This is a genomic window from Bradyrhizobium sp. USDA 3256 (assembly GCF_054058275.1).
Genome location: NZ_JBSSAE010000002.1, coordinates 6,910,282 through 6,935,675, shown reverse-complemented (window position 1 = coordinate 6,935,675; position 25,394 = coordinate 6,910,282). Strand labels below are relative to the sequence as shown.

23 protein-coding genes and 1 pseudogene are annotated in these 25,394 nt (G+C 65.4%); 11 read left to right on the top strand and 13 right to left on the bottom strand.

Features of this window, described 5'->3' with window-relative positions:
* The first annotated feature begins 198 nt into the window (after positions 1-198).
* Together ACVWY5_RS34675 and ACVWY5_RS34670 are read left to right on the top strand one after the other, a co-directional pair.
* The gene (locus ACVWY5_RS34675) at positions 199-1,590 is read left to right on the top strand and encodes an FAD-binding oxidoreductase (RefSeq protein WP_080667110.1); all 1,392 of its coding nucleotides are present in this window, start codon (positions 199-201) and stop codon (positions 1,588-1,590) included.
* 24 nt (positions 1,591-1,614) lie between these two features.
* Positions 1,615-2,796, top strand: a complete 1,182-nt coding sequence (locus ACVWY5_RS34670; protein WP_028334733.1) for an MFS transporter — start codon at positions 1,615-1,617, stop codon at positions 2,794-2,796.
* A gap of 83 nt (positions 2,797-2,879) precedes the next feature.
* Here the strand turns inward: ACVWY5_RS34670 and ACVWY5_RS34665 are convergent.
* Together ACVWY5_RS34665 and ACVWY5_RS34660 are read right to left on the bottom strand one after the other, a co-directional pair.
* Positions 2,880-4,263: pseudogene (locus tag ACVWY5_RS34665) on the bottom strand (oligosaccharide flippase family protein).
* A gap of 188 nt (positions 4,264-4,451) precedes the next feature.
* Entirely contained in the window at positions 4,452-5,291 is an 840-nt protein-coding gene (locus tag ACVWY5_RS34660; protein WP_028334735.1) for a protein-disulfide reductase DsbD domain-containing protein, read from the bottom strand.
* A 136-nt stretch (positions 5,292-5,427) separates the two neighbouring features.
* Between ACVWY5_RS34660 and ACVWY5_RS34655 the strand changes: the two genes are divergently transcribed.
* Positions 5,428-6,087: a YqgE/AlgH family protein gene (locus tag ACVWY5_RS34655; RefSeq protein WP_028334736.1), complete on the top strand. Its 660-nt coding sequence runs from the start codon at positions 5,428-5,430 to the stop codon at positions 6,085-6,087.
* 229 nt (positions 6,088-6,316) lie between these two features.
* Here the strand turns inward: ACVWY5_RS34655 and ACVWY5_RS34650 are convergent, their stop codons facing one another.
* Both ACVWY5_RS34650 and ACVWY5_RS34645 read right to left on the bottom strand, forming a co-directional pair.
* Positions 6,317-7,204 carry a TauD/TfdA dioxygenase family protein gene (locus ACVWY5_RS34650; RefSeq protein ID WP_028334737.1) on the bottom strand — a complete coding sequence of 296 codons (888 nt, stop codon included), beginning with the start codon at positions 7,202-7,204 and terminating at the stop codon, positions 6,317-6,319.
* Between the two features lie 101 nt (positions 7,205-7,305).
* A complete protein-coding gene (locus ACVWY5_RS34645) occupies positions 7,306-8,085 on the bottom strand; it encodes an SDR family NAD(P)-dependent oxidoreductase (protein WP_028334738.1) in 780 nt (259 codons plus the stop codon).
* Positions 8,086-8,266: 181 nt separating this feature from the next.
* On the opposite strand from ACVWY5_RS34645, the gene ACVWY5_RS34640 reads away from it, so the two are divergent.
* Positions 8,267-9,001: an SDR family NAD(P)-dependent oxidoreductase gene (locus tag ACVWY5_RS34640; RefSeq protein WP_028334739.1), complete on the top strand. Its 735-nt coding sequence runs from the start codon at positions 8,267-8,269 to the stop codon at positions 8,999-9,001.
* A gap of 59 nt (positions 9,002-9,060) precedes the next feature.
* Entirely contained in the window at positions 9,061-9,438 is a 378-nt protein-coding gene (locus ACVWY5_RS34635) for a CsbD family protein (RefSeq protein ID WP_028334740.1), read from the top strand.
* Between the two features lie 176 nt (positions 9,439-9,614).
* Here ACVWY5_RS34635 and ACVWY5_RS34630 read toward each other — a convergent pair whose 3' ends face one another.
* Positions 9,615-11,336 carry an SGNH/GDSL hydrolase family protein gene (locus ACVWY5_RS34630; protein WP_028334741.1) on the bottom strand — a complete coding sequence of 574 codons (1,722 nt, stop codon included), beginning with the start codon at positions 11,334-11,336 and terminating at the stop codon, positions 9,615-9,617.
* A gap of 308 nt (positions 11,337-11,644) precedes the next feature.
* The gene (locus tag ACVWY5_RS34625) at positions 11,645-13,024 is read right to left on the bottom strand and encodes a lytic murein transglycosylase (RefSeq protein WP_028334742.1); all 1,380 of its coding nucleotides are present in this window, start codon (positions 13,022-13,024) and stop codon (positions 11,645-11,647) included.
* 223 nt (positions 13,025-13,247) lie between these two features.
* Between ACVWY5_RS34625 and galU the strand changes: the two genes are divergently transcribed.
* A complete protein-coding gene (gene galU / locus ACVWY5_RS34620; RefSeq protein ID WP_028334743.1) occupies positions 13,248-14,123 on the top strand; it encodes a UTP--glucose-1-phosphate uridylyltransferase GalU in 876 nt (291 codons plus the stop codon).
* A gap of 367 nt (positions 14,124-14,490) precedes the next feature.
* Here the strand turns inward: galU and ACVWY5_RS34615 are convergent, their stop codons facing one another.
* A complete protein-coding gene (locus ACVWY5_RS34615; protein ID WP_028334744.1) occupies positions 14,491-15,447 on the bottom strand; it encodes a hydrogen peroxide-inducible genes activator in 957 nt (318 codons plus the stop codon).
* Positions 15,448-15,565: 118 nt separating this feature from the next.
* Between ACVWY5_RS34615 and katG the strand changes: the two genes are divergently transcribed.
* Positions 15,566-17,731 carry a catalase/peroxidase HPI gene (katG, locus tag ACVWY5_RS34610; protein WP_028334745.1) on the top strand — a complete coding sequence of 722 codons (2,166 nt, stop codon included), beginning with the start codon at positions 15,566-15,568 and terminating at the stop codon, positions 17,729-17,731.
* Positions 17,732-17,830: 99 nt separating this feature from the next.
* Here katG and ACVWY5_RS34605 read toward each other — a convergent pair whose 3' ends face one another.
* From ACVWY5_RS34605 to ACVWY5_RS34595, 3 genes are all read right to left on the bottom strand, one after another.
* On the bottom strand, positions 17,831-18,031 hold the full coding sequence (locus tag ACVWY5_RS34605; RefSeq protein WP_028334746.1) for a hypothetical protein: 201 nt from the start codon (positions 18,029-18,031) through the stop codon (positions 17,831-17,833).
* A gap of 119 nt (positions 18,032-18,150) precedes the next feature.
* Positions 18,151-19,161 carry an aldo/keto reductase gene (locus tag ACVWY5_RS34600; protein ID WP_028334747.1) on the bottom strand — a complete coding sequence of 337 codons (1,011 nt, stop codon included), beginning with the start codon at positions 19,159-19,161 and terminating at the stop codon, positions 18,151-18,153.
* Positions 19,162-19,263: 102 nt separating this feature from the next.
* The gene (locus ACVWY5_RS34595; RefSeq protein WP_028334748.1) at positions 19,264-19,689 is read right to left on the bottom strand and encodes a PaaI family thioesterase; all 426 of its coding nucleotides are present in this window, start codon (positions 19,687-19,689) and stop codon (positions 19,264-19,266) included.
* 92 nt (positions 19,690-19,781) lie between these two features.
* Between ACVWY5_RS34595 and ACVWY5_RS34590 the strand changes: the two genes are divergently transcribed.
* The gene (locus tag ACVWY5_RS34590) at positions 19,782-20,411 is read left to right on the top strand and encodes an NUDIX hydrolase (RefSeq protein WP_028334749.1); all 630 of its coding nucleotides are present in this window, start codon (positions 19,782-19,784) and stop codon (positions 20,409-20,411) included.
* Between the two features lie 15 nt (positions 20,412-20,426).
* Here ACVWY5_RS34590 and ACVWY5_RS34585 read toward each other — a convergent pair whose 3' ends face one another.
* Positions 20,427-20,648, bottom strand: a complete 222-nt coding sequence (locus ACVWY5_RS34585) for a hypothetical protein (protein WP_321176668.1) — start codon at positions 20,646-20,648, stop codon at positions 20,427-20,429.
* Positions 20,649-20,790: 142 nt separating this feature from the next.
* Between ACVWY5_RS34585 and ACVWY5_RS34580 the strand changes: the two genes are divergently transcribed.
* Positions 20,791-21,993, top strand: coding sequence for a hypothetical protein (locus ACVWY5_RS34580; RefSeq protein WP_038377549.1), 1,203 nt, complete (start codon positions 20,791-20,793; stop codon positions 21,991-21,993).
* 119 nt (positions 21,994-22,112) lie between these two features.
* On the opposite strand, the gene ACVWY5_RS34575 is transcribed toward ACVWY5_RS34580, so the two are convergent.
* Positions 22,113-22,412, bottom strand: a complete 300-nt coding sequence (locus tag ACVWY5_RS34575; RefSeq protein ID WP_028334751.1) for a hypothetical protein — start codon at positions 22,410-22,412, stop codon at positions 22,113-22,115.
* 204 nt (positions 22,413-22,616) lie between these two features.
* Here ACVWY5_RS34575 and ACVWY5_RS34570 point away from each other — a divergent pair, with 204 nt between their 5' ends.
* Entirely contained in the window at positions 22,617-23,096 is a 480-nt protein-coding gene (locus ACVWY5_RS34570; RefSeq protein WP_028334752.1) for a hypothetical protein, read from the top strand.
* Between the two features lie 19 nt (positions 23,097-23,115).
* Entirely contained in the window at positions 23,116-24,018 is a 903-nt protein-coding gene (locus ACVWY5_RS34565; protein ID WP_038377550.1) for an HpcH/HpaI aldolase/citrate lyase family protein, read from the top strand.
* Positions 24,019-24,030: 12 nt separating this feature from the next.
* On the opposite strand, the gene ACVWY5_RS34560 is transcribed toward ACVWY5_RS34565, so the two are convergent.
* On the bottom strand, positions 24,031-25,245 hold the full coding sequence (locus ACVWY5_RS34560; RefSeq protein WP_028334754.1) for an EAL domain-containing protein: 1,215 nt from the start codon (positions 25,243-25,245) through the stop codon (positions 24,031-24,033).
* Positions 25,246-25,394: the final 149 nt, after the last annotated feature.

Below are 25,394 nucleotides of genomic sequence, written 5' to 3'. Positions count from 1 at the left end.
TCCGGCGGGATTTGGCGGCCTAAGGAACAAGCCGGCCCTGATTGGATCAGGGCCGGCTTTCGTTTGAGGCGGCAAGCGTCGCCATCGCCTGGAGCCATCCCTTTTGGCGAAATTTTGCAGCTTTTTCCGATCGGATTCAGGACAATTTGGCGCGCCGTGGGATGATGGCATGGGCATTCCTGACGAGGAGCAAATCGGATGGAGCAGCGGCAGCCATATGACGAGGTGATGGGCAAATCGCATTCCGAACTTCGGCCCAGCTCGCAGCTACGGCTCAAGGGCGAGGTGGTCCTCGCCGGGAGCGCCGGTTACGACGAGGCGCGCAAAGTCTGGAACGGCGCCGTCGACAGGCGGCCGGCCATGATCGCCTACTGCGCGGATACCCAGGATGTGGTCGAGGCGGTGACGTTCGCGAGGTCCCGCACGTTCCCGGTGGCCGTTCGCAGCGGAGGCCACAATGTCGCCGGCCTCTCAGTCTGTGACGGCGGCATGGTCATCGACCTGTCGCGGATGAAACGCATCGATGTCGATCCGGTCAGCCGCACCGCGCGCGCGGAGGCCGGCCTCGATCTCGGCGAATTCGATCGTGCCACGCAGGCGCACGGCCTGGCGACCACCATGGGGGTCAACAGCGACACCGGCATCGCCGGGCTCACGCTTGGCGGCGGCTTCGGCAAGCTCGGGCGAAAATACGGGTTGACCTGCGACAACCTGATTGCCGCCGAAGTGGTGACAGCCGAGGGACAGGTTTTAAGGGCCAGCGCGACCGAACACCCCGACCTGCTCTGGGGCTTGAAAGGAGGCGGCGGCAATTTCGGCATCGTGACTGCGTTCGAATACCAGTTGCATCCGATCGGCACGTCGTTGCCCGTGGCGTCGACGCTTTATCCCTACGATCAGGCGCGCGAGGCCATGCAGTTCTACGACGAATTCGCCCGCAACGCTGCCGATGAGGTCAACGTCGATGCTGCCCTTGTGACGCTGCCGTCGGGCGAGCGGTTCTTCAACATCTCCGGTTGTTACGTCGGCTCGCATCATGACGGTGAGCGCGCCCTTTCGCCGATCGTCAAGTTCGGCTCGCCCGTTGAGACGCGCCTCGCAACCGTTCCCTATCTCGAGATTCAGTCGGGCGGCGATGCCCTGTTTCCGCGGGGACGTCGCTATTACTGGAAGGCGCAGTTCCTGCGCGAGATCGGTGCCGGCGCGATCGACGCGCTGCTCGACGCCTATGCGAGAGCCCCCAACACCGCGTCCTTGCTGGTTCTCCAGCATGTCGGCGGCGCAATTGCACGGGTTCCGGTATCGAGCTCGCCTTACGCAAACCGCGATGCGGCGTTCGACTGCTTTCCGGTTGCGATCTGGGACGATCCGGCCGGTGACGAGGCGAACATGCATTGGGCGCGCGAGCTGTGGAGTGCCGTCAGGCCCTATTCGACCGGCGGCGTCTATGCCAACAACCTGGGGGATGAGGGCGAAGACCGGGTGCGCGACGCCTATGGCGAAAATTACGCTCGTCTTGTCGCGCTCAAGAACAAATACGATCCGACGAATTTCTTCCGCCTGAACCAGAACATCAAGCCGACGACATAGCTCTGGGCATCGGAGAAAATCCAAATGCGAAGCCGCTGGACCATTCTTGCTGCTCTGTTCGTCGCTCGTGCCACCATCGCCTTTCAGTTTCAGAGCGTCGCGGCTATCGCGCCGCAACTCAGCCAGGGTCTGGGCGCGAGCCTGGCCGATATCGGCGTTCTGATCGGGCTCTACTTTGCGCCGGGCGCCTTGCTTGCCTTGCCTGGCGGCGCGATCGGGCGCCGCTATGGCGACAAGGTAGTGGTCCTTGCCGGTCTCCTGATGATGCTGGCAGGCGAGCTGCTGATGACCACGTCAACGTCGTGGAGCGTGCAGATCGCGGGCCGACTGACCGCCGGCATCGGCGGCGTCCTCCTGAACGTTCTGATGACCAAGATGGTCGCGGACTGGTTTGCCGGCCGGGAAATCGCCACCGCGATGGCTATTTTCATCAACTCGTGGCCGGCCGGCATCGCAGTCGCTCTCATGCTGTTGCCGGCAATCGGAGCTACGCTCGGACTCCATGCCGTCAATCTTGCCGTCGCCGGGGTGATCCTGATCGGTCTCGGCCTCATCGCTCTGGTTTATCGCGCGCCGGACGCGGCCGTCGCGGTTGAAGGCGAGCGCAGCAGCCTGACCGCCGACACGATCTGCGCTGTGATTGCCGCCGGGCTGATCTGGTGTCTCTACAACATCGGCTTTGCGATGATCTTCAGTTTCGGTCCGTCGGTGCTGGTCGAGCAGGGCTGGTCCGGCGCCGCAGCCGGATCAACCGTCAGTATCGTGCTCTGGCTCGCCGCCCTTTCGGTGCCGTTGGGCGGCTTCCTCGCCGATCGGACCAAGCGCGGCGAGGTCATCCTGGTCACGGGCTGCGTCGCCTTCGCGCTCCTGACACTGCTCCTGTCGCGCAGCGGCACGGTGCTTCCCGTCGTCATTGCTCTTGGAATCCTCTGCGGCCTGCCTGCCGGTCCGATCATGAGCCTGCCTGCGCGCGTGCTCGAGCAGAAGACGCGGCCGATCGGAATGGGAATATTCTACACAGTCTTTTACGCCGGCATGCTGGCTGGACCTGCGATCGGAGGAAAGCTCTCCACCGCGGTCGGCTCCGCGAGCGCGGCACTCGACTTCGGCGCCGCCGTGCTCCTGGCTTGCCCGGCCGTTCTGTGGTTCTTCCGCCGCATGGTTGCCGGCCACCATTGGGAGCAGGCGGACATCAGGCGCGCCTGACAGGCGCAAGGCTGAACGCGGTCAGGCAGGTTCCTCGGTCCGGCGACAGTCATGCATCGCACTATGCCCCGTCCGGCGCAATCCTATGACGCCGGCCGCCGCTTGCCGAATGCCAGCACGTGCAGGCCGAGGCGCGAGCGCACGACATAGAACAAGAGGATCGTCTCGAAGGTCAGCGACAGCGAGGTCGAGGCCGCGGCGCCCATGCCGCCGTAGCGCGGGACGAGGGCGATGCAGAGCCCGACATTCATCAGGAACGACACCGCATAGGCGGTCGCGCAGATGCTCTGGTGGCCGAGCATGTTCAACAGCCGCTCCACCGGCCCGATTGCCGAGCGGACCACGAGGCCGATCGCGGCGACGAACATGATGCTGTAGCCGTCGACGAATTTCGGGCCGAACAGCCACAGCAGCGGCTTGCCGAACGCCAGCAGGGCAACGGTTGCGAACAGCGAGGGCCAGAACGTCCAGCTGATGGTGTGCGCGACATAGGCCGACAGCCGGTCCTTGTCGCCGAGCGCGTTGTATTCGGCGAAGCGGTGCGCCGTGGTCGCCGCCATCGCGTAGTGCACGAACGACACCAGCGCCAGCGTCTTCACCACGGCGAAATAGATGCCGACCTCCTCGGACGAGCGGAACTGCTGCAGCATCAGCACATCGGTGTAGCCGAGCAGCAGATAGAAGCTCTCGACCAGCATGATCGGCAGCGAGATCGCGAACCAGCCCTTGACGTCGTAGCTCTTCTCGCCCACCCCGAGATGGGCGGTGAGGCGGCGGTTGAGCACGACCATCTGGCCGATCGCCGCGATGTACACCGCGGGCCGCGCTCGCGATCATCGCCGCGGTGGCGCCGAGATTGAGGCCAAGCGCCAGCGCGCCGGCGGTCAGCGCGATGATCAGCCCCTGCCGCACGATGAACTGCGGCATCAGGCCGAGCTGCATCCAGTCATGCGCGCGGGAGATGCCGTCCTGGGTGTTGGCGACGACGAAGGGCGGCAGGGTCAGGCAGCCGATATAGAGCGGCACCACCGCGTTGGGATCGATCCAGGGCGAGGCGAGGTGGATTACGCCGGCCAGCAGCAGCGCGACCACGCTGGACGTCGCAAGCACCACCCAGCGGCCGCCTGAGAGGAAGCCGCGCAGCGCCGCGAGGTCGCCGCGCGCGCGGTATTCCGGAATGATCTTCTGGGCGGAGGGCGCGATGCCGAAATCCATGGTGCTGCCGAGCAGCAGCACCCAGGTCCAGACATAGACATAGATGCCGTAATCCGAGCCGCTCATCCAGCGCGCCAGCAGGATCTGCGCGAGATAGGCGATGCCGGCGCTGATGACGCGGATGGCGAAGATCATGCCGGCGAGGCGCTTGGTGACCGACGCCTCCTTGGTGCCGCCGAGCGCGCGCGCGGCGAGGCTACGCAGGCGTGCGGCCCGGCCCGATGGCGCAGAGGTTGCGGATTGTGTCTCCATCACAGCCAAGGCGGAAAATTCCTAAAGCGCCGCGTGGCGGCAATGGCCTCCGATCTATCAACGAAACGTTAAGATTGGGTTGGGTGACGCACCCCTTCGGGGTCGTCCCGGGGCAGTGCGAAGCACTGAACCTGGGAGCTCGAGATTCCGGGTTCGATGCGCTGCATCGCCCCGGAATGACCTACGGCTCAATTCAAATTGATATTGAATTCGTAGCTTTTGTCGCCGCCGACCAGCGTCAGCTTCAGCGCGGCGCCGTCGGCCTTGGCGCCGGGCGGCAGGCCGTCGAGCTCGAAAGAAAAGCGCTTCACGCCCGGCGGCGCCTGCGCAACGAGCTTGGGCACCGGCAGCGCCCAGTCGGGCGTCGGCCCCTCGACGAACAGGCTGAGGTCCTTGCTCTCGGGCGCGGCGACATCGACCAGCACGTTGTTCTTGCCGTCGCGCTTGACGTCGCGGATCGAAAACGGGATCGGGTCGCCGATATTGGCGGGCTTCGGCACCGCGTTGAGTGCTTCCGACAGCGCGGCGTCCTCGGTCGATGCGACGCTCGCGAACGCCAGCTCGGCCTTCGCCTCCACCGGCACGCACAGCTTCTCGCACACCGCGTAGTTGATGTCGGCGCGCAGCACCAGCGGCTTGTCGGGATTCTTCGCCACGATGCGCAGCGGCAGCACCACCTGGTGCTTGTAGCCGAGCGAGGTGCCGCCGGCGCCGTCGTCGAATTGCCGCGGCGCCGGCCACATCACGGTGACCGCCTCGACGTTATCCGACCTGGAGAAATCGAACCGCGGCGGCACGCCGGAATCGCCGGGCGTCCGCCAATAGGTCTTCCAGCCGTCCTGCAACTGGAACGCAATGCCGCCAAGCAGCACCGCGCCGCTGCGCGATCCGGCGAGCAGCCGCACCGCCGAATGCGTGTCCTGTTGCCACGGCGAGGCGTCGTCGGCGCGGACCTCCGTTGCCATACATGCGACGGAAAACAGGGTGGCAACGCCAAATGCGGCACGCAAGGGAACTATGACGATCATGAGACGTCTTTACCTGTAACTTTCGGTGCAAACCATTGAATTGCTTGTGATGCATCGCCGCACGGCGGTCGATGGTTGATTGACAGAACCGCCACCCGATATCAGGATGCCAAATCAGCAGGAAAGGCCTTTGCGGATGCGCCCTGAAGGCAAAACAGGCAAGACTCGCAAGACCACCGCCGGCAGAAACCCGGCCGTCGGCGCCCATGCCGCCGAAGGTGGCTATCTCGACGGCCAGATGCTGATCGCGATGCCTGTCATGAACGACCCGCGCTTCGAACGCTCCGTGATCTACATGTGCGCGCATTCCTCCGAGGGCGCGATGGGTATCATCGTCAACCGTCCCGCCGGCAGCATCGATTTTCCCGGGCTGCTGGTGCAGCTCGACATCATCGAGAAGTCGGACCAGATCCAGCTGCCCGAGAATGCCGAGATGATGAAGGTGATGAAGGGCGGCCCGGTCGACACCGGCCGCGGCTTCGTGCTGCATTCCAGCGACTTCTACATTCAGGATGCGACACTCAACATCGACGACGGCATCTCGCTCACCGCGACCGTCGATATCCTGAAGGCGATCGCCAAGGGCGCCGGGCCGAAGCACGCGATCCTCGCGCTCGGCTATGCCGGCTGGGCGCCGGGCCAGCTCGAGAACGAGATCCAGCACAATGGCTGGCTGCATTGCGACGCCGATCCGGAATTGATCTTCGGTACCGACGTCGACGAGAAATACGCGCGCGCCTTGCGCAAGATCGGCATCGAGGCCGGCATGCTCTCGAACGACGCCGGCCACGCGTAGGCTGTCGCTGAGGTCGTCGACGATCCGTCCACATTCACGGTGTCGTCCCTGCGAAAGCAGGGGCCCATAACCACCGCATGCAATTGCGGCGCCGCGCTGGGGCCACAGCGTCGTGCAACAACAGCGCCCTGTGGTTATGGGTCCCGGGTCGCGCTTACGCTTGCCCGGGACGACAGCTGTGGGTTCGACTACGACAGCGGTGGTTTGGCTACGACAGCCTTCGCGACCGCTACTCCGCCGCTTCCTGCGCGACCGTCGGCTGGGTGCCCGCGACCGTGGCGCGGCGCATGTCGCGGGGCTGCGACTGGTCGTAGCGGCGGACGCGGTGCACGGTCTGGCGGTTGTCCCACATCACGAGGTCGTGCACCGTCCATTTGTGCACATAGACGAATTCGGGCTGCGTCGCGTGCTCGGTGAGGTCGCGCAGCAACAGCCGCGCCTCCGGCATGCTCATGCCCCTGATGGCGCCGGCGTGCGACGACAGATACAGCGACTTGCGGCCGTGCACCGGATGCGTGCGCACCAGGCGCTGCAGCACCGGCTTGAACATCTGCTTCTCGTCTTCGGTGTAGTCGAGGAAGCCGAGCGAGCCGCGCGAATACATCAGCGAGTGCTCGCAGATCATGTCCTCGATCTCGGCCTTGAACTCGTCGTCGAGCGCGTCATAGGCGGCGCGCATGTCGGCGAATTCGGTGTTGCCGCCCTTCGGGTTCACCACGCGCGCCGACAGCAGCGAGAATTTCGCCGGGATCGGCCGGAACGAGCTGTCGGAATGCCACAGGCAGTTGCCGAGATTGAACAGATGGGTGCGGTGATCCTTCGGCAGCGGCTTGCCGTCCTTGCCGAGATTGCTGACGTCGTTCAGCCCGGAGGAGAGACGGTAGTCCTGCTTCTTCGTCACCGTGCCGCCGCGCGCATCTTCGCGCTCGCCGAAATTCAGCGCGAATGCCATCTGCTGCTCGTCGGAGATGTCCTGGCCGTGGAACACGAGCACGGCGTATTTGTCCATGCCGGCCTCGATGTCGATCGCTTCCTGCTTCGTCAGCGGCTTGCGCAGATCGACGCCGGAAACCTCGCCGACGAAATGCTTGTGAAGCTGCCGGATCAGGACCGTCATTGGCGTATCTCCCCGTCTGTCGCGGGCGGTTTTCCCGCTTCGTTTGACGAGAAGGCTACTCGCCGCGCGCGCGCTGTCAACGCTCGCGGGCCGTGCGCGGGTCAGGCATTCCGCGCCATCAACCCGCCGTCGACCGGAATCACGGCGCCGGTCAGGAACGATGCGGCGGGCAGGCACAGGCTCAGCGTCATGTGCGCTACCTCTTCCGGATCGCCGTAACGGGCAAGCGCGGTGCGGCGCTTGGCGTAGAGCGTCTTGTGCTCCTCGGAGATGCGGTCGGTGATGGCGGTGCGGATCGGGCCCGGGCAAATGCAGTTCACGGTGATGCCCTCGCGTCCCAGTTCCACCGCGAGCGAGCGGGTCAGGCTGGTGACGCCGCCCTTGGCCGCGGAGTAGGGGCTGTGCAGCGCGGTCGCGCCGAGCGCCTCGGTCGAGGCGATGTTGACGATGCGCGGCGAGCGCGACTTGCGCAGGTATGGCAGTGCGGCGCGGATGATGCGCGGATGCGCCGTCAGCATCACAGCGATGCCCTTGGCCCAGGCGTCCTCATAAGCGGGATCGTCGATCGGCACCCGCACCGAGATGCCGGCATTGTTGACGATGATGTCGAGCCCGCCGAAATGCGCGGCGACGTCGTTGACGACTTTGGTGATGGCGTCGCGATCGCTGACGTCGAGCGTCCAGGCCTTCGCCGAGCCGCCGCCTGCCGAAATCTCCTTCGCCACCGCCTGCGTGCCTTCTTCGGTGAGGTCGGTGACCGCAACATTGGCGCCTTCATCGGCAAACACCCGCGCGGTGGCGCGGCCCATGCCGCTGGCGGCGCCGGTGACGAGAACGGTGAGGTCCTTCACCGAACGGCTGAGTTGCTTGTATTCGGACATGACGGACCCCCCGTTGATTTTCTGCGTTGTGAGAGACGGCAACGCTGGCACCGATCGCAAGATACGTCAAACCACTGATCCCATATCGGCATGCGCGCAGCGCGTTAACGCAAGTTTCCCGGTTGGCTTTCCGAGAAGGATCATGCTCAATCAAGACAACAGCACGAGAGAGGAACGCGCGATGAACGAGCTCGATTTCGGCGGCAAGCAGATATTGGTGGTCGGCGGCTCCAGCGGCATCGGCAACGGCATCGCGCAGGCGTTCCGCGCCAAGGGCGCGCGCGTCGCGATCTGCGGCACCCGCGCGCAGGCGAGCGACTATTCGACCGAGGAAGGCTCGCATCTCGAGGGCCTCGCTTACGCGCAGCTCGATGTCAGCAACCCGCAGGCGATCGAGGCCTTCAAGCCGTCGTTCGACCGGCTCGACGTGCTGGTGCTGGCGCAGGGCGCGGTGATTTACCGCCGTGGGGAATTCGAGATGGAGGGTTTTCGCAAGGTGCTCGAGGTCAACCTGATGAGCCTGATGGCCTGCGCCACCAAATTCCAGGCGATGCTGAGCGCGAGCAAGGGCTCGCTGATCATCGTGAGCTCGACCGCGGCCTATCATTCCACCATGGGCAATCCGGCCTACAACGCCTCGAAGACCGGCGCCGTCGGGCTGACGCGCACGCTCGGCGAGGCCTGGGCGGAGAACGGCATCCGCGTCAACGGCATTGCGCCCGGCCTCGTCGACACCAAGATGACCAAGGCGACGACGGCAAATCCGAAGCGTCTCGAAGGCGCGCTCGAGCGCATTCCGCTGAAGCGTCTCGGCACGCCCGCCGACATGGCCGGCGCCGCGCTGTTCCTGGCCTCGCCGCTCGCGTCCTACATCGTCGGCCAGACCATCGTCGTCGACGGCGGGCTGATCCTGTAACCGCAGGAACCTGCGCGCCGCTTCCCGGTTAGCTCCCGAACAGATCAGGGAGCGTGACGATGGACAAGGATCGGATTTTCGGAACGGCGAAGGAGTTCGCGGGCAAGGCCGAAGGCGCTGTCGGCGACGCGACCGGCGATGCGCAGACCCAGGCCTCGGGCCGCGTGCGTGAAGCCGCGGGCTCGGTGCAGGATCTCTACGGCCAGGCCAAGGATGCCGCGCGCGACGCCGCCGACACCGCGGTCAACTACGCCAAGGACGCCTATGAGCATCGTGGCGAGACCGTTCGCAGTGGACAGAAGGCGATGGCGCATGCGGTGCAGGAGAACCCGCTGGGATCGCTGCTGATCGCCGGCGGCATCGGCTTTGCGCTCGCGCTCCTGATGACGCGCCAGCCGCGCCGCCCGCCGCCGTCGCGCTGGCGCTATTACGGTTGAGCCATACGATGAAATCGCAGGGCGGGTTGGCGATAGCGTAACCCGCCCTCTCGCCGTGCGAGACGCCGCGCAAGACACGGCGGGTTACGGCTTCGTCTGGCCCGCCGTGCAAGTTTGCCGTGCAAGTTTCCCGCAAATTTCCAGCCATCAGCTAGCTTGTCGCGCGTGCGCGCCGCCTACTGCCACGGATTCCCCGGCACTGCGGCCCGCTGTCCGACACCGCGCGGCGGGCGCGGCGGCGGAGCGACCAGCGGGCGCTGCTGCGGCGCGCCGAACCCGAACAGATCGCGCAGCCAGGGCTGTGTCTGCGGCTGCTGTTGTTGCGGCTGGGCCTGGGTCTGGGCCGGACGGAACGCGCGCCTTGGCGGCTTCGGCGCGGTGATGATCGAGCCGTCGGGCGCGATCGCCGTGGTCGAGGGCGGCGGATTGGCCGGCCCGCCCGCCGGCGCGGCCGGCGTGGTCGCGGCAACCGGCACATCGCCTTTGGCTTGCTCGCGGCCCATCTCGCGGCGCGGCCAGACGAAATCATCGGCGCGGCCGGCGGGCGGCGCCAGCGCCTCGCCCTTCACCAGCGTGCGCGCGGCGAGCGCATCGACGGCGGCGGGCCGCGAGCCCGGTCCGCCGAGCAATTGATCGGTGCCGACCGTGGAGGCGACCAGCGGCAGCACCGGGCCCGCCAGCGGCCGCGGCGCGGGCTTGCCGGGCTCGGCGCTGGTATCCGGCGTCGCCGGTTCGCTGGGCAGCGCGATCGGCCCGGAGCGCACCGCGAGCAGGCGCGTCACCTCGCGCTCGACATAATGCGCGAGCTTGCGCGCGCCGGCCTTGGTGAAGAACACGCCGTCATCGGTACGCAGCTTGCGGGGCTGGCCTTCGAAGTCCGGGCCCTTCTGCATGAAGCGGCCGGCCTCGTCGACAAAGCCGTCCCAGACGTCGACATAGGTGATGCCGGCCTTGCCGGCGCCGTCGCGATAGAGCGCGTCGAGGAACAGCATGTCCGACGTGCCCTTCTGGCCGCGGATCGCGGGCAGGCCGACCCACAGCACCGGCACGCCCTTGCTCTTCAGCACGTTGATCAGCTCCTCGATCTTTTTGCCGTAGAGCTCGACCCAGCGGTCGTCGCGGAATTCATAGAGGCCGTTGGGCGAGCGCGCAGTCTTTTCCGGCGCGGCCTGCTGATCATTGTCGGCGTCGTCGGCCGGCAACTCGGGATCGGCGGGCTTGGCCTCAGCCTTGCCGTCATTCTTGGCGGCGGCATCGGGCTTGTCGCCGGGCTTGGCCTCCGGCTTGCCGCGCGCGTCCTTCTTCTCGTCCTTCTTGTCGACCTTCTTCTCCACGACAGATTCGCGGATCGCGGTGCGATCGTTGAGGCCGAGCATCACGACGATGGCGTCGGGGTTCTCGGTGGCGAGAATGCCCTTCGCGGCCGCGGCCCAATCCGCCGGGTCGCCCTTGGGCTGATAGCGGATCAGGCCGGAGACCGTCTTGTGCTTGCGGATCACGCCCATGTCGGGCTGGTCGGAATAGGCATCCTCCAGGCCATAGCCGAGCCAGTCGGCCATGGCGTCGCCGATGACGAGCACGTTGCGCTCCGCGGCGGCCTCGCGCTTGGCCGGCGCCGGAGCGCGCGAAAAATCCTCGCGCGGCCGCTGCGGCTGCGATGATTGCGGTTGCTGCTGCTGGAACGGCGCGAAGAAATCACCGCCGAACCAGCCGCCACCGCCGTGCTGCGGCGGAGCGCGGCGCTGTGGTTGCGGCGGTCCGCCGCCGAAGCCAGGGAAGCCGAAGAATTGCGCCGAGGCGGGCTGGGCGATGCCGATCAACAGCGCAAGCGTAACCGTCAGCGCGACCAGCGGACCGGCTTCGGTGAATATGCGCAAAAAGGACTTTGGCTCTCGCATCGCGTTCGGTCGCAAATGATCTGGAAGTACGTGAGCATACTAGCGGAATCGGGCCGCAAGCGGGCAGCTTTTCCACCATAAATCGGGTGCCTCCGGCCGCCGTCAAGGCAGGCGGCAAATATCGGATTTCACGGTTACTTTCGGGGTGGAGGGCCTAGCCGTCGCGGCGACGGAACCGTGCCCCCTCTCCCGCTTGCGGGGGAGGGAGAGCCGTAGCCCGGATGGAGCGAAGCGTAATCCGGGACCAGACCAACCGCACGGCGAGAACCCCGGATTTCCGGGCTACGGGGCAGCCTGCGGCTTCAGCCCTACCGCCCCCTGAGCCGCTCCAGCACCTCGGCGGTGGCAAAACCGTCGGCCGGTGCCCCGATCGACACCTGGAAGCCGCGCAGCGCCTCGCGGGTCTGGCCGCCGAACTGGCCGTCGGGCGTGCCCTTGTAGAAGCCGCGCTGGGCCAGCAATTGCTGCAGTTCCAGCCGCTCGGCGCGCGACAGCACCCGCTCCTGGCGCGGCCAGGGCTGCGCGAAGGGCTGGCCGCCGCGCAGGCGGTCGGCGAAATGGCCGATGGCGAGCGCATAGGCCTCCGCCGGGTTGTACTTCATGATCACCCGGAAATTCTGCAGCATCAGAAAGCCCGGCCCCTCGGCGCCCGCCGGCGCCAGCAGATAGGCCTTGTCGGACGGCCGCGGGAACGGCTGGCCGCCCGGCCGCTTGACGCCGAGATGTTCCCACTGCGACAGCGGCATCGCCTTGGCGCGGTCGGCCAGCATGTAATTGAGGCCTTGCGGCAGCACGACCTCGTAGCCCCAGCTCGCGCCGGTCTGCCAGCCGTCCTTCTTCAAATTGTTGGCGGTCGAGGCGATCAGGTCGCTCGGATTGTCGACGACGTCGCGGCGGCCGTCGCCGTCGCCATCGACGGCATAGCGCTTGAACGCGGTCGGCATGAACTGGGTCGGGCCGAAGGCGCCGGCCCAGGAGCCGCGCATCTGCTCGGGCCTGAGATCGCCGCGGTTGAGGATTTCCAGCGCCGACAGGAACTCGTCCTTGAAATAGGCCTGACGGCGGCCGATGCAGGCGAGCGTCGCGGTCGACTGCACCACGTTGCGATCGCCCATCTGGGTCGAGTAGTTCGACTCGATGCCCCAGATCGCCGCGATGATGTAGCGGTCGACGCCATAGGCCTTCTCGGTGGCGTCGAACTGCGGCTTGTATTTCGCAAGGATCTCGCGGCCCTTGGCGAGCCTGGCGTCGCTGACCAGGATGTCGAGATAATCCCAGATCGCCTTGGTGAACTCCGGCTGCGAATCCATCAGGTCCATGATGCGCAGATCGGGCGTCAGCCCGGCGGTGAAGCGCTCGAAATTCTCTTGGGTGATGTTGCGCCGTGCGGCATCTGGCCACATCGCTGCGACGCAGTTCGGGAAGTCCGACGCGGCCTGGCGGATCGCCGCTGCGGTCATCAGCGGATGGCCGGAGGCGCCGTCTTCACCGCTCCACGGCGGTGCCGCGCCGTCCTGTCCGGTTGCGGCCTGCGGCGGCGTCGCGTTCGGTCCGGAAAAGATGCTGTCGATCAGGTTGGTCAGGCCGTTGCCCGCCGACTGGGCTTGCGTGCTGCCGGGCAGCAGCAGGGCCAGCGCGATCAGGCTCGCGCCGAAAAGCTTGGTCCTTGATGTTCCCATCGCGCGCATTTGTCGTGTGCCTGTCAAAATCGTGCTGTTCCAGAAGGCCCCGGCACGGTTTCCAATAACTTAACAAGGGCGAGATTTTGTTGCGGCCCGCATTGGCTGACGGGAACGGCGGAATTAAGCCGCACCACACATCCGCCTTTGTTGGCGGCTGCAAAACGGGGTACCAAAGGCATGATTCATTTCGTGCCGCCGTCCCACCCATTTCAAGGCTTCCGATAATCCCATGAAGATCCGCAAAGCCGTGTTCCCCGTCGCCGGTCTCGGTACCCGCGTGCTGCCCGCCACCAAGGCGATGCCGAAGGAGATGCTGACGATCGTCGACAAGCCCCTGATCCAGTACGTGGTCGACGAGGCCCGGGAAGCCGGCATCGAGCATTTCGTGTTCGTCACCGGCCGCAACAAGGGTGTCATCGAGGATCACTTCGACCGCATGTTCGAGCTCGACACCACGCTGGCGCAGCGCGGCAAGAAGACCGAGCAGGATATCCTGGCGCAGAACCAGCCGGAGGCCGGCGCGATGAGCTTCACCCGGCAGCAGGCGCCGCTCGGGCTCGGCCACGCGGTGTGGTGCGCGCGCGATATCATCGGCAACGAGCCGTTCGCGGTGGTGCTGCCGGACGAGCTGGTGCTGAACACGCCGGGCTGCCTCAAGCAGATGATCGACGCCGCGAGCAGGCTTGGTGACAAGTCGAACCTGATCGCGGTCGAGGCGGTGCCCGACGAACTCACCCATCAATACGGCATCTGCAGCGTCGGCAAACGCACCGGCAACATCTTCGAGGTCGACCGCATGGTCGAGAAGCCGCCGCAGGGCACCGCGCCGTCCAACCTGTCGATCACCGGCCGCTACATCCTGCAGCCGGAGATCTTCAACATCCTGGCCACGCAGGAGCGCGGCGCCGGCGGCGAGATCCAGCTCACCGATGCGATGATCGGTCTTGCGAAGACGCAGAAGTTCTACGGCGTCGAGTTCGAGGGCGAGCGCCACGATTGCGGCTCCAAGCCCGGCTTCCTCCGCGCCAACATCGCCTTCGGCCTCAAGCGCCCCGAACTGCGCGACGGCCTGATTGCCGAGATGAAGAAGTACCTGGAGAAGTAGGGGGCGCGTCTTTCGCCGTGCTACGCGCGCCGGAACGGCAGTTTCGTAGGGCGGATTAGCGCTGCGTAATCCGCCGTCACGTGTCACCGCGGCGTGCGCCGGATTACGCCTTCGGTAATCCGGGCTACGGAATCGGACGATTCATTTCGCGAGAACGCGGATGTGTGAGTCACCGGCCGTGCAACAAACTTGCTGTCGTCCCTGCGAAAGCAGGGACCCATAACCACCAATGCCGATTGGCTCGCGCTATTGGAACGACGAGCCCCTCTCACAACACACGCCGCAGAGTATGGGTCCCTGCTTTCGCAGGGACGACACTTGTGGGTGTGGTCAGCATCGCGCGTCGACTACGCCTCAACGCGCGAGATCACGCCACCTTCCTTCGCCCGGCGCGTTTCGCCGGCTCCTTAGCGCCGTCCTGCTTCGGCGCGCGCAGGGCGCGGGCGGCGAGGCTGACGACTTCGGAGATCTGCTGGAGCTGCGCGGCGAGCGGAGAGGTCTTGCGCCAGACCATGCCGATGGTGCGCGACGGCTGCGGATGCTTGAAGCGCGAGACCGTGACCGGCGCCGAGCGCGTCTCCACCGTCACGGCCATCTCGGGGATCAAAGTGACGCCGATGCCGGCGCCGACCATCTGCACCAGCGTCGACAGCGAGCTCGCGTCCAGCACCTCGCGCGGCGGCGAGGACTGCATGTTGCAGAACGACAGCGCCTGGTCACGGAAGCAGTGGCCTTCCTCGAGCAGCAAGAGTCGCATCTCGCGCAGCATCTCGGCGCTCGGCACCGGCGTCTTCGCATCCTCGCCCGGCCGCACCAGCAGGAAGTTTTCCGAAAACAGCGCGACCTCGGTCAGCGAAGGTTCCGATACCGGCAGCGCCACGATCGCGGTGTCGAGCCGGCCCTCGGCGACTTCCTTGATCAGCTTCGGCGTCAGCGTCTCGCGGACATGGATGTCGAGCTCGGGATGCAGCCGCGCCAGGTTCTCGATCACCTTCGGCAGCAGATACGGCGCAACGGTCGGGATCATGCCGACCCGCAGCCGTCCGGCAAGCCTGTCGCGCGAGGCGCGCGCGAAGTCGCCGAGCTCGTCGACCGAGCGCAGGATGTCGCGCACGCGGCGCAGCAGGTCTTCGCCAAACGCCGTCAGCGTCACCTGCCGCGCATTGCGTTCGATCAGCACGCCGCCGACCGCCTGTTCCATTTCGCGGATCTGCATCGACAGCGCCGGCTGCGATACCGAACAGGCCTCCGCGGCACGTCCGAAATGCCCATGGCGCGCCAGCGCATCGAAATATCTGAGTTGCCGGAGTGTGACATTTATCATCAGATTATCTTATTGCCGCGATCATTAAAGTCAATTTCACCTGATGGATTGGGACGCGTAGAATCGTTCTTGGAAGAGCTCCAGCACATTCCAGAATCCATCACCTCGGAGAAGAAACATGGACGCAAAAACCGACGAAGGCGCGGGCAAATGCCCATTCACGGGCGGACCTCGCGGGCACACGAATCGTGACTGGTGGCCGGAGACGCTCGACGTTCAGGTGCTGCATCGGAACTCCAGCCTGTCCGATCCGATGGGCAAGGGCTTCGACTACGCCAAGGAATTCAAGAGCCTCGATCTCAACGCCGTGATCAAGGACCTCACGGCCCTGATGACGACGTCGCAAGAATGGTGGCCGGCCGACTTCGGCCATTACGGCGGCCTGATGATCCGCATGGCCTGGCACTCGGCGGGCACCTATCGGATCACCGACGGCCGCGGCGGCGCCGGTGCCGGTCAGCAGCGTTTTGCCCCGCTCAACAGCTGGCCGGACAACGCCAACCTCGACAAGGCGCGCCGGCTGCTCTGGCCGATCAAGCAGAAGTACGGCCGCAAGATCTCGTGGGCCGATCTGATGGTCCTCGCCGGCAACGTTGCGCTGGAATCGATGGGCTTCAAGACGTTCGGTTTTGCGGGTGGCCGCGCCGACGTGTGGGAGCCGGAAGAGCTGTACTGGGGTCCGGAAGGCACCTGGCTCGGTGACGAGCGCTACAGCGGCGAGCGCCAGCTCTCCGAGCCGCTCGGCGCGGTGCAGATGGGCCTGATCTACGTCAACCCGGAAGGCCCGAATGGCAATCCGGACCCGGTCGCCGCCGCGAAGGACATCCGCGAGACGTTCTTCCGCATGGCGATGAATGACGAGGAGACTGTCGCGCTGATCGCCGGTGGCCACACCTTCGGCAAGACCCACGGTGCGGGCGATCCGTCGTTGATCGGTCCGGAGCCGGAAGGTGGCGCGATCGAGGAACAGGGTCTCGGCTGGAAGAGCAAGTTCGGCACCGGCGTCGGCGCTGACGCGATCACCGGCGGTCCCGAGGTCACCTGGACCCAGACCCCGACCAAGTGGAGCAACCACTTCTTCGAGAACCTGTTCAAGTACGAATGGGAGCTGACGAAGAGCCCGGCCGGTGCGAAGCAGTGGAAGGCAAAGGACGCGGACGCCGTCATTCCGGACGCGTTCGATCCGTCGAAGAAGCATCTCCCGACGATGCTGACCACCGACCTGTCGCTGCGCTTCGATCCGGCCTATGAGAAGATCTCGCGCCGGTTCTATGAGCATCCGGATCAGTTCGCGGACGCCTTCGCCCGCGCCTGGTTCAAGCTCACGCACCGGGACATGGGTCCGATCCAGCGCTACCTCGGCCCGCTGGTGCCGAAGGAGACGCTGATCTGGCAGGATCCGGTACCGGCGCTCGATCACGCCGTGATCGACGACAAGGATATCGAGGCGCTCAAGGCGAAGATCCTCGCCTCGGGTCTGTCGGTGTCCGAACTGGTGTCGACCGCCTGGGCCTCGGCCTCGACGTTCCGCGGCTCCGACAAGCGCGGCGGTGCCAATGGTGCACGCATCCGCCTTGCGCCGCAGAAGGACTGGGATGTCAACGAGCCGGCGCAGCTCAAGACCGTGCTGAGCAAACTCGAAGCCATCCAGAAGGAGTTCGGCAAGAAGGTCTCGCTGGCCGATCTGATCGTACTCGGCGGCGCGGCTGCGATCGAGAAGGCGGCCAAGGACGGCGGCACCAGTGTGAAGGTCCCCTTCACGCCGGGCCGCACCGATGCGACGCAGGAACAGACCGATGTCGAATCGTTCGCTCCGCTCGAGCCGCGGGCTGACGGCTTCCGCAACTATATCGGCGGCAAGCATCAGTTCCTGCAGCCGGAAGAGGCCTTGGTGGACCGTGCACAGCTCCTGCGGCTGACCGGACCGGAATTGACGGTCCTCGTCGGCGGCCTGCGCGTGCTCGGCGCCAATGCCAAGAAGTCCAAGCACGGCGTCTTCACCGGCAAGCCGGGGACGCTCACCAACGACTTCTTCCTCAACCTGCTCGACATGGGCACGGTGTGGAGCGATGCCGGCCAGGGCGTCTATGAGGGCCGCGACCGCAAGACCAAGGCGGTGAAGTGGACCGGCACCCGCGTCGATCTGATCTTCGGCTCGCACTCGCAGCTGCGGGCGTTCGCCGAGGTCTACGGCCAGTCCGACTCCAAGGAGCAGTTCGTGAAGGACTTCGTCGCGGCCTGGACCAAGGTGATGAACGCCGACCGCTTCGACCTCGTGAAGTAAGCGGCGTGCAAACGGCAATCAGGGCAGGGCGGCGCTTCGGCGCCGCCCTGTTTCATTTGGAGGACGATGAGGAAGGTTTTCGCGGTTTGCCGATCCCGTTCAATCATGCAGCTTCATGTCGCGGATGATCTCCTCCAACTCCGCCTGCGTCGGGGCCGCCGGTGAGAGTTGCGGCGCGCTGCTTGTCGCGGTGGACATGTCGCATTGCGAGGCACCGCGCGAAGGTTCAAAGATTGCGGTCAGGCTCGCCCAGCAGACGAGGAGGGCCACGATCCAGTCCAGTACATTGGATGCCGTCATTGCAGCACCAGCATCAGCATTTCCATGCCGTGATGCTGCATCCGACTCGGACTTCGCGCAATTCGGAAGCTGCGAAACGTAACTTCGGCGTTGCCGAGACGAGCGCCGACGCTGCGATGCTATCCGGTCCGCGCCCGGCGCCCCTCGATCGGATAGGCGGGGTCGTTGAAGCCCGGTGTCGAGGGATGGCCGGTGACGACGAGGCGGTCGATCAGGGCTTCGTCCTCGGCGGTGAAGCGATAATCGAGCGCGCGGATGTAATCGTCCCATTGCGCTTCGGTGCGCGGCCCCGCGATGACGGCACTGACGAACGACGAGTTCAGCACCCAGGACACCGCGAACTGCCCGGCGGTGATGCCTTTGCTCTCGGCGTGGCGTTTGATCTCCTGCGCGAGCTCGAGCGATTCCGGCCGCCACTCGGTCTGCATCATGCGCTTGTCGTTGCGACCCGCACGTGTGTCCGCGGGTGGCGCCGCGTCGGACGCGTATTTGCCGGTGAGCACGCCGCGCGCCAGCGGGCTATAGGGCACGATGCCGAGCCCGTAATAGGCGCAGGCCGGGAAATGCTCGACCTCCGGCATCCGGTTCATCGCATTGTAATAGGGCTGGCTCGCGACCGGACGGTCGATGCCGAGCCTGTCGCAGATGTTGCAGATCTCGGCGACGCGCCAGGCGCGGTAGTTGGAGACGCCGAAATAGCGCACCTTGCCGGCGCGGATCAGGTCGCCCATCGCGCGCACGGTCTCGTCGAGCGGCGTCGTGTGGTCTTCCTTGTGCAGATAGTAGACGTCGATGTAGTCGGCGCCGAGCCGCTTCAGGCTCTCGTCGGCGGCCTGCAACACCCAGCGCCGCGACAGCCCGCCGTGGTTGGGATCGTCGCCGATCGGATTGGCGAGCTTGGTGGCAAGCACCCAGTTCGACCGGCTGTTGGAGATCGCGCGTCCCACGACCTCCTCGGACTTGCCGCCATTATACGCGTCGGCGCTGTCGATGAAGTTGATGCCGGCCTCGCGCGCCTTCGCCACGATCCGCGCCGAGGTCGCCTCGTCGGTCGGTCCGCCGAACATCATGGTGCCGAGGCAAATCGGCGAGACCTTCAGGCCGCTGCGGCCAAGCTGGCGATATTGCATCTAGCACTCCCTCCGGTGTCATTCCGGGGCGATGCGCCGGCATCGAACCCGGAATCTCGAGATTCCGGGTTCATCGCTGCGCGATGCCCCGGAATGACAGGATCAGCTGTCGTTCTTCAGGATCTTGAACACGCCGTTGGCCATCGCGATACAGCGCTTGTCGACGGTCACCTCGGCCGTGATGAAGATCAGGCTGCGGGTCGAGCGTACCACACGCGGCCGCGTCGTCAGGATCTCGCCGATCTTGCCGGCCTCGACGAAATGGGTGTCGAGCTGCACGGTCGCAAGCGTCGGCTTGCCCGAGACGAAGCGTGCGGCCATGCCGCAGGCGCGATCGGCGAAGGTCATGATCACCCCGCCCTGCACGAGGCCGCGGCGATTGTGGTGCTTGTCCTCGGTGATCAGCGCGAGTTCAAGCGCGCCGTCCTTCAACCGTTCCCACAACGGGCCGATCAACGTCAGGAATCCCGTGGTTTCGGCAATCTTCCAGCCGTCGGATTTGAGTTTGTCCGCGGCCTTGGCCGTCATGAGGTGGGGTCCGTTGCTTGCTGATGATTGATCGCAGGAGGCATGTGGCAGCAGTCATTTCATCAAACGCTGTTGTGTTGTAGTCAAGATCAATGGCCCGCACATTTGACGATGCCACCCGGCGGAATATCGCAGAGCTCTGTGCCGCATTCGCACGCCTGGCGCCCGCGGATGCCGCGCCGACGCTGAAGCGCGCGGCGGTCGCGATCGCGCTGACCGAAGGCGACGACGGCAGCGGCACGGCGTTCCTGCTGACCCGCCGCAGCGCGCGCCTGCGCGCCCACAGCGCGCAATGGGCGCTGCCGGGCGGGCGCTGCGATGCCGGCGAGACGCAGGCCGAGGCCGCGCTGCGCGAATTGCATGAGGAACTCGGGCTCGCGTTGTCGGAGCGCGACGTGCTCGGCATGCTTGACGATTATCCGACGCGATCGGGCTATCTGATCACGCCGGTCGTGGTCTGGGCCGGCGCGCATGCGGCGATCACGCCGAACCCGGACGAGGTCGCCTCCGTCCATCGCATCGGCCTCGATGCGATCGAGCCCGATGATGCGTTCAGCTTCGTCACGATCCCGGAGAGCTCGCGCCGCGTGATCCGCTTCCGCCTCGGTGGCCAGCAGATCCATGCGCCGACGGCCGCACTGATCTATCAATTCCGCGAGGTGCTGGCCGGCCGCAGCACCCGCGTCGCCGAACTGGAGCAGCCGGTATTCGCGTGGAAGTAGGCCGCAACGATGCCGCTATTTGTGATGCCGCTTGCGGGCGTTCATCTTCATTGATTTCCCCTGCGCACCAGGCGAATGCGCCGCGGCCTCGGGTTCCGGAGGCGCCCGCGACACATTCTCGTAACAGGTGAAGCGTGAACGCGTATCCGGAAACGATCCGCAGTCCGGACGCTCGGCGCGCGCCGGTGCGGCGAGCGTCAACGCGCAGGCGGCGGCGAGCCAGAGTGCCATTCTCATCGCAAGCTCCAAGGCTTTCTCCAAGGCTTTCGTCGGAGAACACCGCATTGTGGCGAATATTCTGCATTGATCGCGGCATCCGGCCGCTGCGATCCGGACAATTCCGGGCTGACTTCGCGGCCGTGCTTGCTACAACGAGGCCATGCGCCCGCAATTGATTCGCCTGTGCCCTGGATTTGTCGCGCTCGCGCTCGCGCTCGCCGCCGGCGCGCCGTCCGTATTTGCCGGCGAGGCCGGCGCGCTGCCGCCTTCCGTCGCCAATGCGATGGCGCAGGCATCGCCGCAGGCGATCATGGAATATCGCCGCAAGCTGCAGGAATATCAGGAGGCGCGCGCCGCCTTTGAGCAGGATGCGAGCGCCTATTGGAACGCGATCGCCGAGAAGAGGCGCGGCCGCAACGCCAAGCGGCGCGACCGCGTGCAGCTCTCGCTGGACGATTACGTGCTGCAGCAGCCGCCGGTCTATGAGGGGCCGAAGCGGCCGGTCAATCCGGCTCCGGAAGAGGAGGAAGGCAAGCCGCCGCGTCCGCCCAAGACGCTCCCGGTGGCCTCGGATCTGGTCAGGGCGGCCGGCGAACACTTCCAGTTCACGCCGCAGCGGCCGGCCAGCGAGGTCGAGTTCAAGCGCGCCTATGCCCGCTACGCGCGCGCCGCGGGGTTGACGCCGGAGCAGGCGGTGCGGGTCTATTCGTTCGAGACCGGCGGCACCGGCAACTACGACGTGCAGGCGGGCATCGAGCACGGCGGCAAGCGCGCCATCTCTACCGCGATGGGCTACAACCAGCTGCTCACCACCAACACCGTCGAGCTATTGGCCGAGCAGGGCCATGAATTCGTGCGGGATCTGACCGAGCGGGTTGCGAGGACGCAGGGGCCCGCACGCAAGGCGATGGAGCACAAGCTCGCGGTGCTGAAGAAGATGGTCGCGTTCACGCGCACCGTGCCCGACGACTGGTCGGCGCATCAGCGCCTCGCCGATACGCCGCAGGGCTGGGCGTGCCACGCCATGGTGCTCGACATCGATGTCGGCCCGATGCTGCAGACCCACAAGCTGCTGACCTCGGTGATCTTCGCCCGCAACAAGGGCTACAGCCGGCCGCTGACCGCGGCCGAGCTCGAGATGATGAACCTGACCGGCGACGGCACCGGGCTCGACATGGTGACCATGCCGCAGGCGATGCGCGAGCAGGTGCCGACTTCGAACTTCTTCCAGCGCTCCGGCTACGAGCGCAACCCGGTCGCCATCCGCCACAACACGGTGGCCAGGCTGCTTGCCGTCACCAACGAGCGGATGGACTTCAACAGCAACAAGCCGGGCGCGAAGGAATTGGCCGCGGCGTTCTGATGCCTGCCGAAAACCGTCAGGGCATTTCCGGCTCTGATCGAATCAGAACCGGAGCCCTGGACTCTTCATTTGACGCGTTTTCTTAACGCGAACCGGCGTCCACTTCGCTCGAAAACGCTCTAATTCGAGCCGAACTTGAACTTGCCGTCGCCCTCGAGATAGGGCCCGGAGCGCATGTAGAGCTGGCCGTTCTGGCCGATGAAGAACAGCGTCCCCTTCGGCACCTTCTTGGCGCCCTTCAGCAGCGTGCCGGCATTGTTGGTGCCCATCTTGTAGGACCAGGTCTTGCCGTCCTTGTCATAGGCGTAGCCCATGTCGGACTTCAGCTCCCAGGGCGCGGCCTCCTGCGCGAATGTGCAGGTCGTCATCGCGGCAAACGCCGCAGTCGCAATAAAAGTCTTGGTCAAAAAATGCGTCATGATCCACCTCCGGCCGAGAAAACGGCGTCGTCCCCACGTTTTTTGAACAAATCACGAACGATGTTCGCGCGTCAATACGACAATCGGCGCGACCGCTCGCGGATCGGGGACTTTGTGATTTCCCGCATCAAGCTTGGCGACTATTTTCGCGTTACCGTTTACAAACGCTTTGATTGCCGGAAACACTACCTTGGGATGATCAGGATGAACCACGTCATGAAGATCGGAATCGGTGTCGCTCTGTCGTTCATGACGCTGGCGTCAGTCGCGCAGGCGGACGAGTTCAGGCTCTCCAACAACCAGCGGATCTCCTGCAGCCGCGGCCTGTCCGCCGGCAAGCTCAATACCGCGACCTGCAAGTCCTACGCCTATCTGTTCAACGCCAAGACCTCGGAATACTTCCGCTGCCAGGTCTCGCTGGCGCTGACGCGGGACAACAAGGAGGTCATCAACGTGCAGGCCGACGGCGGCTGCACCAAGAAGCCGCGCATCTTCGAGACCGACGGCAATTACACCTTTGACGCCACCGAGACCGAGCCACCGAACACCAACTCGTTCTTCGGTCCGGGCGGCTATGCGATCTGGGCGAACGACGTCAACACCCAGAAGATCCGCGGCTGCATCACCATCTCGTCCGGCCTCGGCTCCGACATCTCGAAATGCCTCGACATGACGTTCCAGTGACGGCGGCGCTGATAGCGTGATGCGCAAGCTGCGCCCGGCCCCGCTGTGCCGCTCCTGGCTGTTTCTCGAAGGCGCCAACGAGGACGTGCTGCAGCACGCGGCCGCCAGTGGTGCCGACGTGCTGATCCACGAGCTCGAGGATTTTACCCCGCCGCCGCTGCGCCCGAAGGCGCGGGCCCTGGCGGCCGAGCTCTACGCGGCCTGGCGCGACCAGGGCGTGGCGGTCGCGGTCCGCGTCAATCCGCTGGACCAGGACGGCATGGACGATCTCGCCGCCGTGATGCGCGGACGTCCGGATATCGTCGCGCTGCCGAAGGTCGCCGAGCCGCACCATGTCGTCAGGCTCGACGAGGCGGTGACGCGGTTCGAGCGCGACTACGGTATCGCCGAGGGATCGACGTCGCTGCTGCCGAATATCGAGTTCGCGCGCGGTCTGGTGCAGACCGGTGCGATCGCCATGGCGAGCCGGCGCGTCATCGGTTGCCTGATGGCCTCCGAAGACCTCGCCGCCGATCTTGGTGCCGAGCGCGGCAGCGATGGCCTGGAGCTGGCTTACGCGCGGCAGCGCTTCATCGTCGAATGTCGTGCCGCTGATGTCGTCGCGGTCGATTGTCCCTACACCTGGAGCGACGCTGAAGGCGTCGAACGCGACACGATCTGGGCGCGGCGGCTGGGTTACACCGCAAAGAGCCTGGTCGATCCCGCGCATGCCTCGATCGTCAACGGCGTCCTGACGCCGAGCGAGGAGGAGATGCGCCAGGCGGGCAAGATCGTCGCGGCGTTCGAAGCGGCGCGGACAAAGGGCTTGGGGCGCGTCGAACTTGACGGCTCGTTGCTCGAGGTCCCGACCTATTCCAATGCAAAACGCCTGATCGCGCGCGGCGAAGCGCTGCGCGCGATCGATCGCGGCGTTCGAGCCTGACGACGCCGCACCTCAGGAGGCCGGCTCTTTCTCCGAGAAATGCATGCGTGAGCGGGCGAACTTCTTGACGCCCATCGGCTTGCCGAACAGGTAGCCCTGGACCTGATCGAAATCCATCTCGTGCGCGGCGAGAAAGTCCGCGCGCGTCTCGACTCCCTGGGCCACGACCTGCGCGTCGTTGTCGTGGGCCAGCTCCACGACACGCCGGCACACCGTCTGCTTCAGGCGTTGATCCGCGCAGCCGGTGACGAATTGATGGTCGACCTTGAGCTGGACGAACGGGAAGTTCGGCAGTCCCAGCAAAGACGGCCAGTTGGCGCCGACATTGTCGATCGAGATGCCGATATTGTACAGTCGAACGCGCCGGGCGACATCGATCGCCAGATCCAGATTATCGACCACGTCGGTGCTGTCGATCTCGATCAAGAGGCCGGCGAAGGCCGCATGATCCGGCATCCGGTAACAGAGCTCGCGCACGGCACGATCGTCGGCGAGGAAGGAGATCGGCAGGTTGATCGAGAGATTGACCGGCCCGGTCTGCTCGAGGAGATAGCGCCAGTCCTCGATCGCGCGTTCGATCACGAATTCGGACAGCGCGTGAAAATGCGGATCGCTTTCGTCCGGGATGAAGTAGGCCGGCGGCACGACGCCCCAGGCCGGATGGCGCATCCGGATCAGCGCCTCGGCGCCGCTCGGCACCAGCGTCCGGAGATGAATTTTCTGCTGATACCACAGCTCGAGCCAGCCGGCCTTCAGCGCTTCGGGCACGTCCACCGCCGGGCTCGGCGCGGGTTCAAGCGGCATCAACGACGCAAGACTGTCGCGAAGGGTCCCGGCGCTGAACGGCGTCGACAGCGCCGGCAGCATGGCGATGCCGTACTCGTCGCCGATTTGCCGGACCGCCTTGACGATGATCGAGTCCGGCTGCCCGATGACGAGGACCTTGCCGCCATAGTCCTTTCTCACCAAAGTCTCGAGAATTTTACTGACTTCGATGCCGTCAACGGACACGCCGAGCACCAGGAGATCGGGCCTTTCCGCGTCCAGAACGGTGTCGAGTTCCAAGGCCTGGCTGCATTCACTGGTGATGAAGCCGAGGTCTTCCAGCGCCTCGGAGAGGAAGGTCCGAAGGTGTTTTTTGCTGTCCGCAATGCATGCGCGTGGGGTCAGCTTGCGATGTCCGAACCAGCCGGCTCGTGCGTGTCCGATGTGACTGATGTGATTCATGCCCCGCCTTATCCGTAGTTACCCCGGCTTGACTCGTACATCCTAGAGCGGCGGCAATCATGGAAATTTCTGGTTCATACATTGATTGCCTCGCTAACCTTAAAGGATTCAATTCGATTCAAATGACCGTGGAATCGCGACGTCTCACC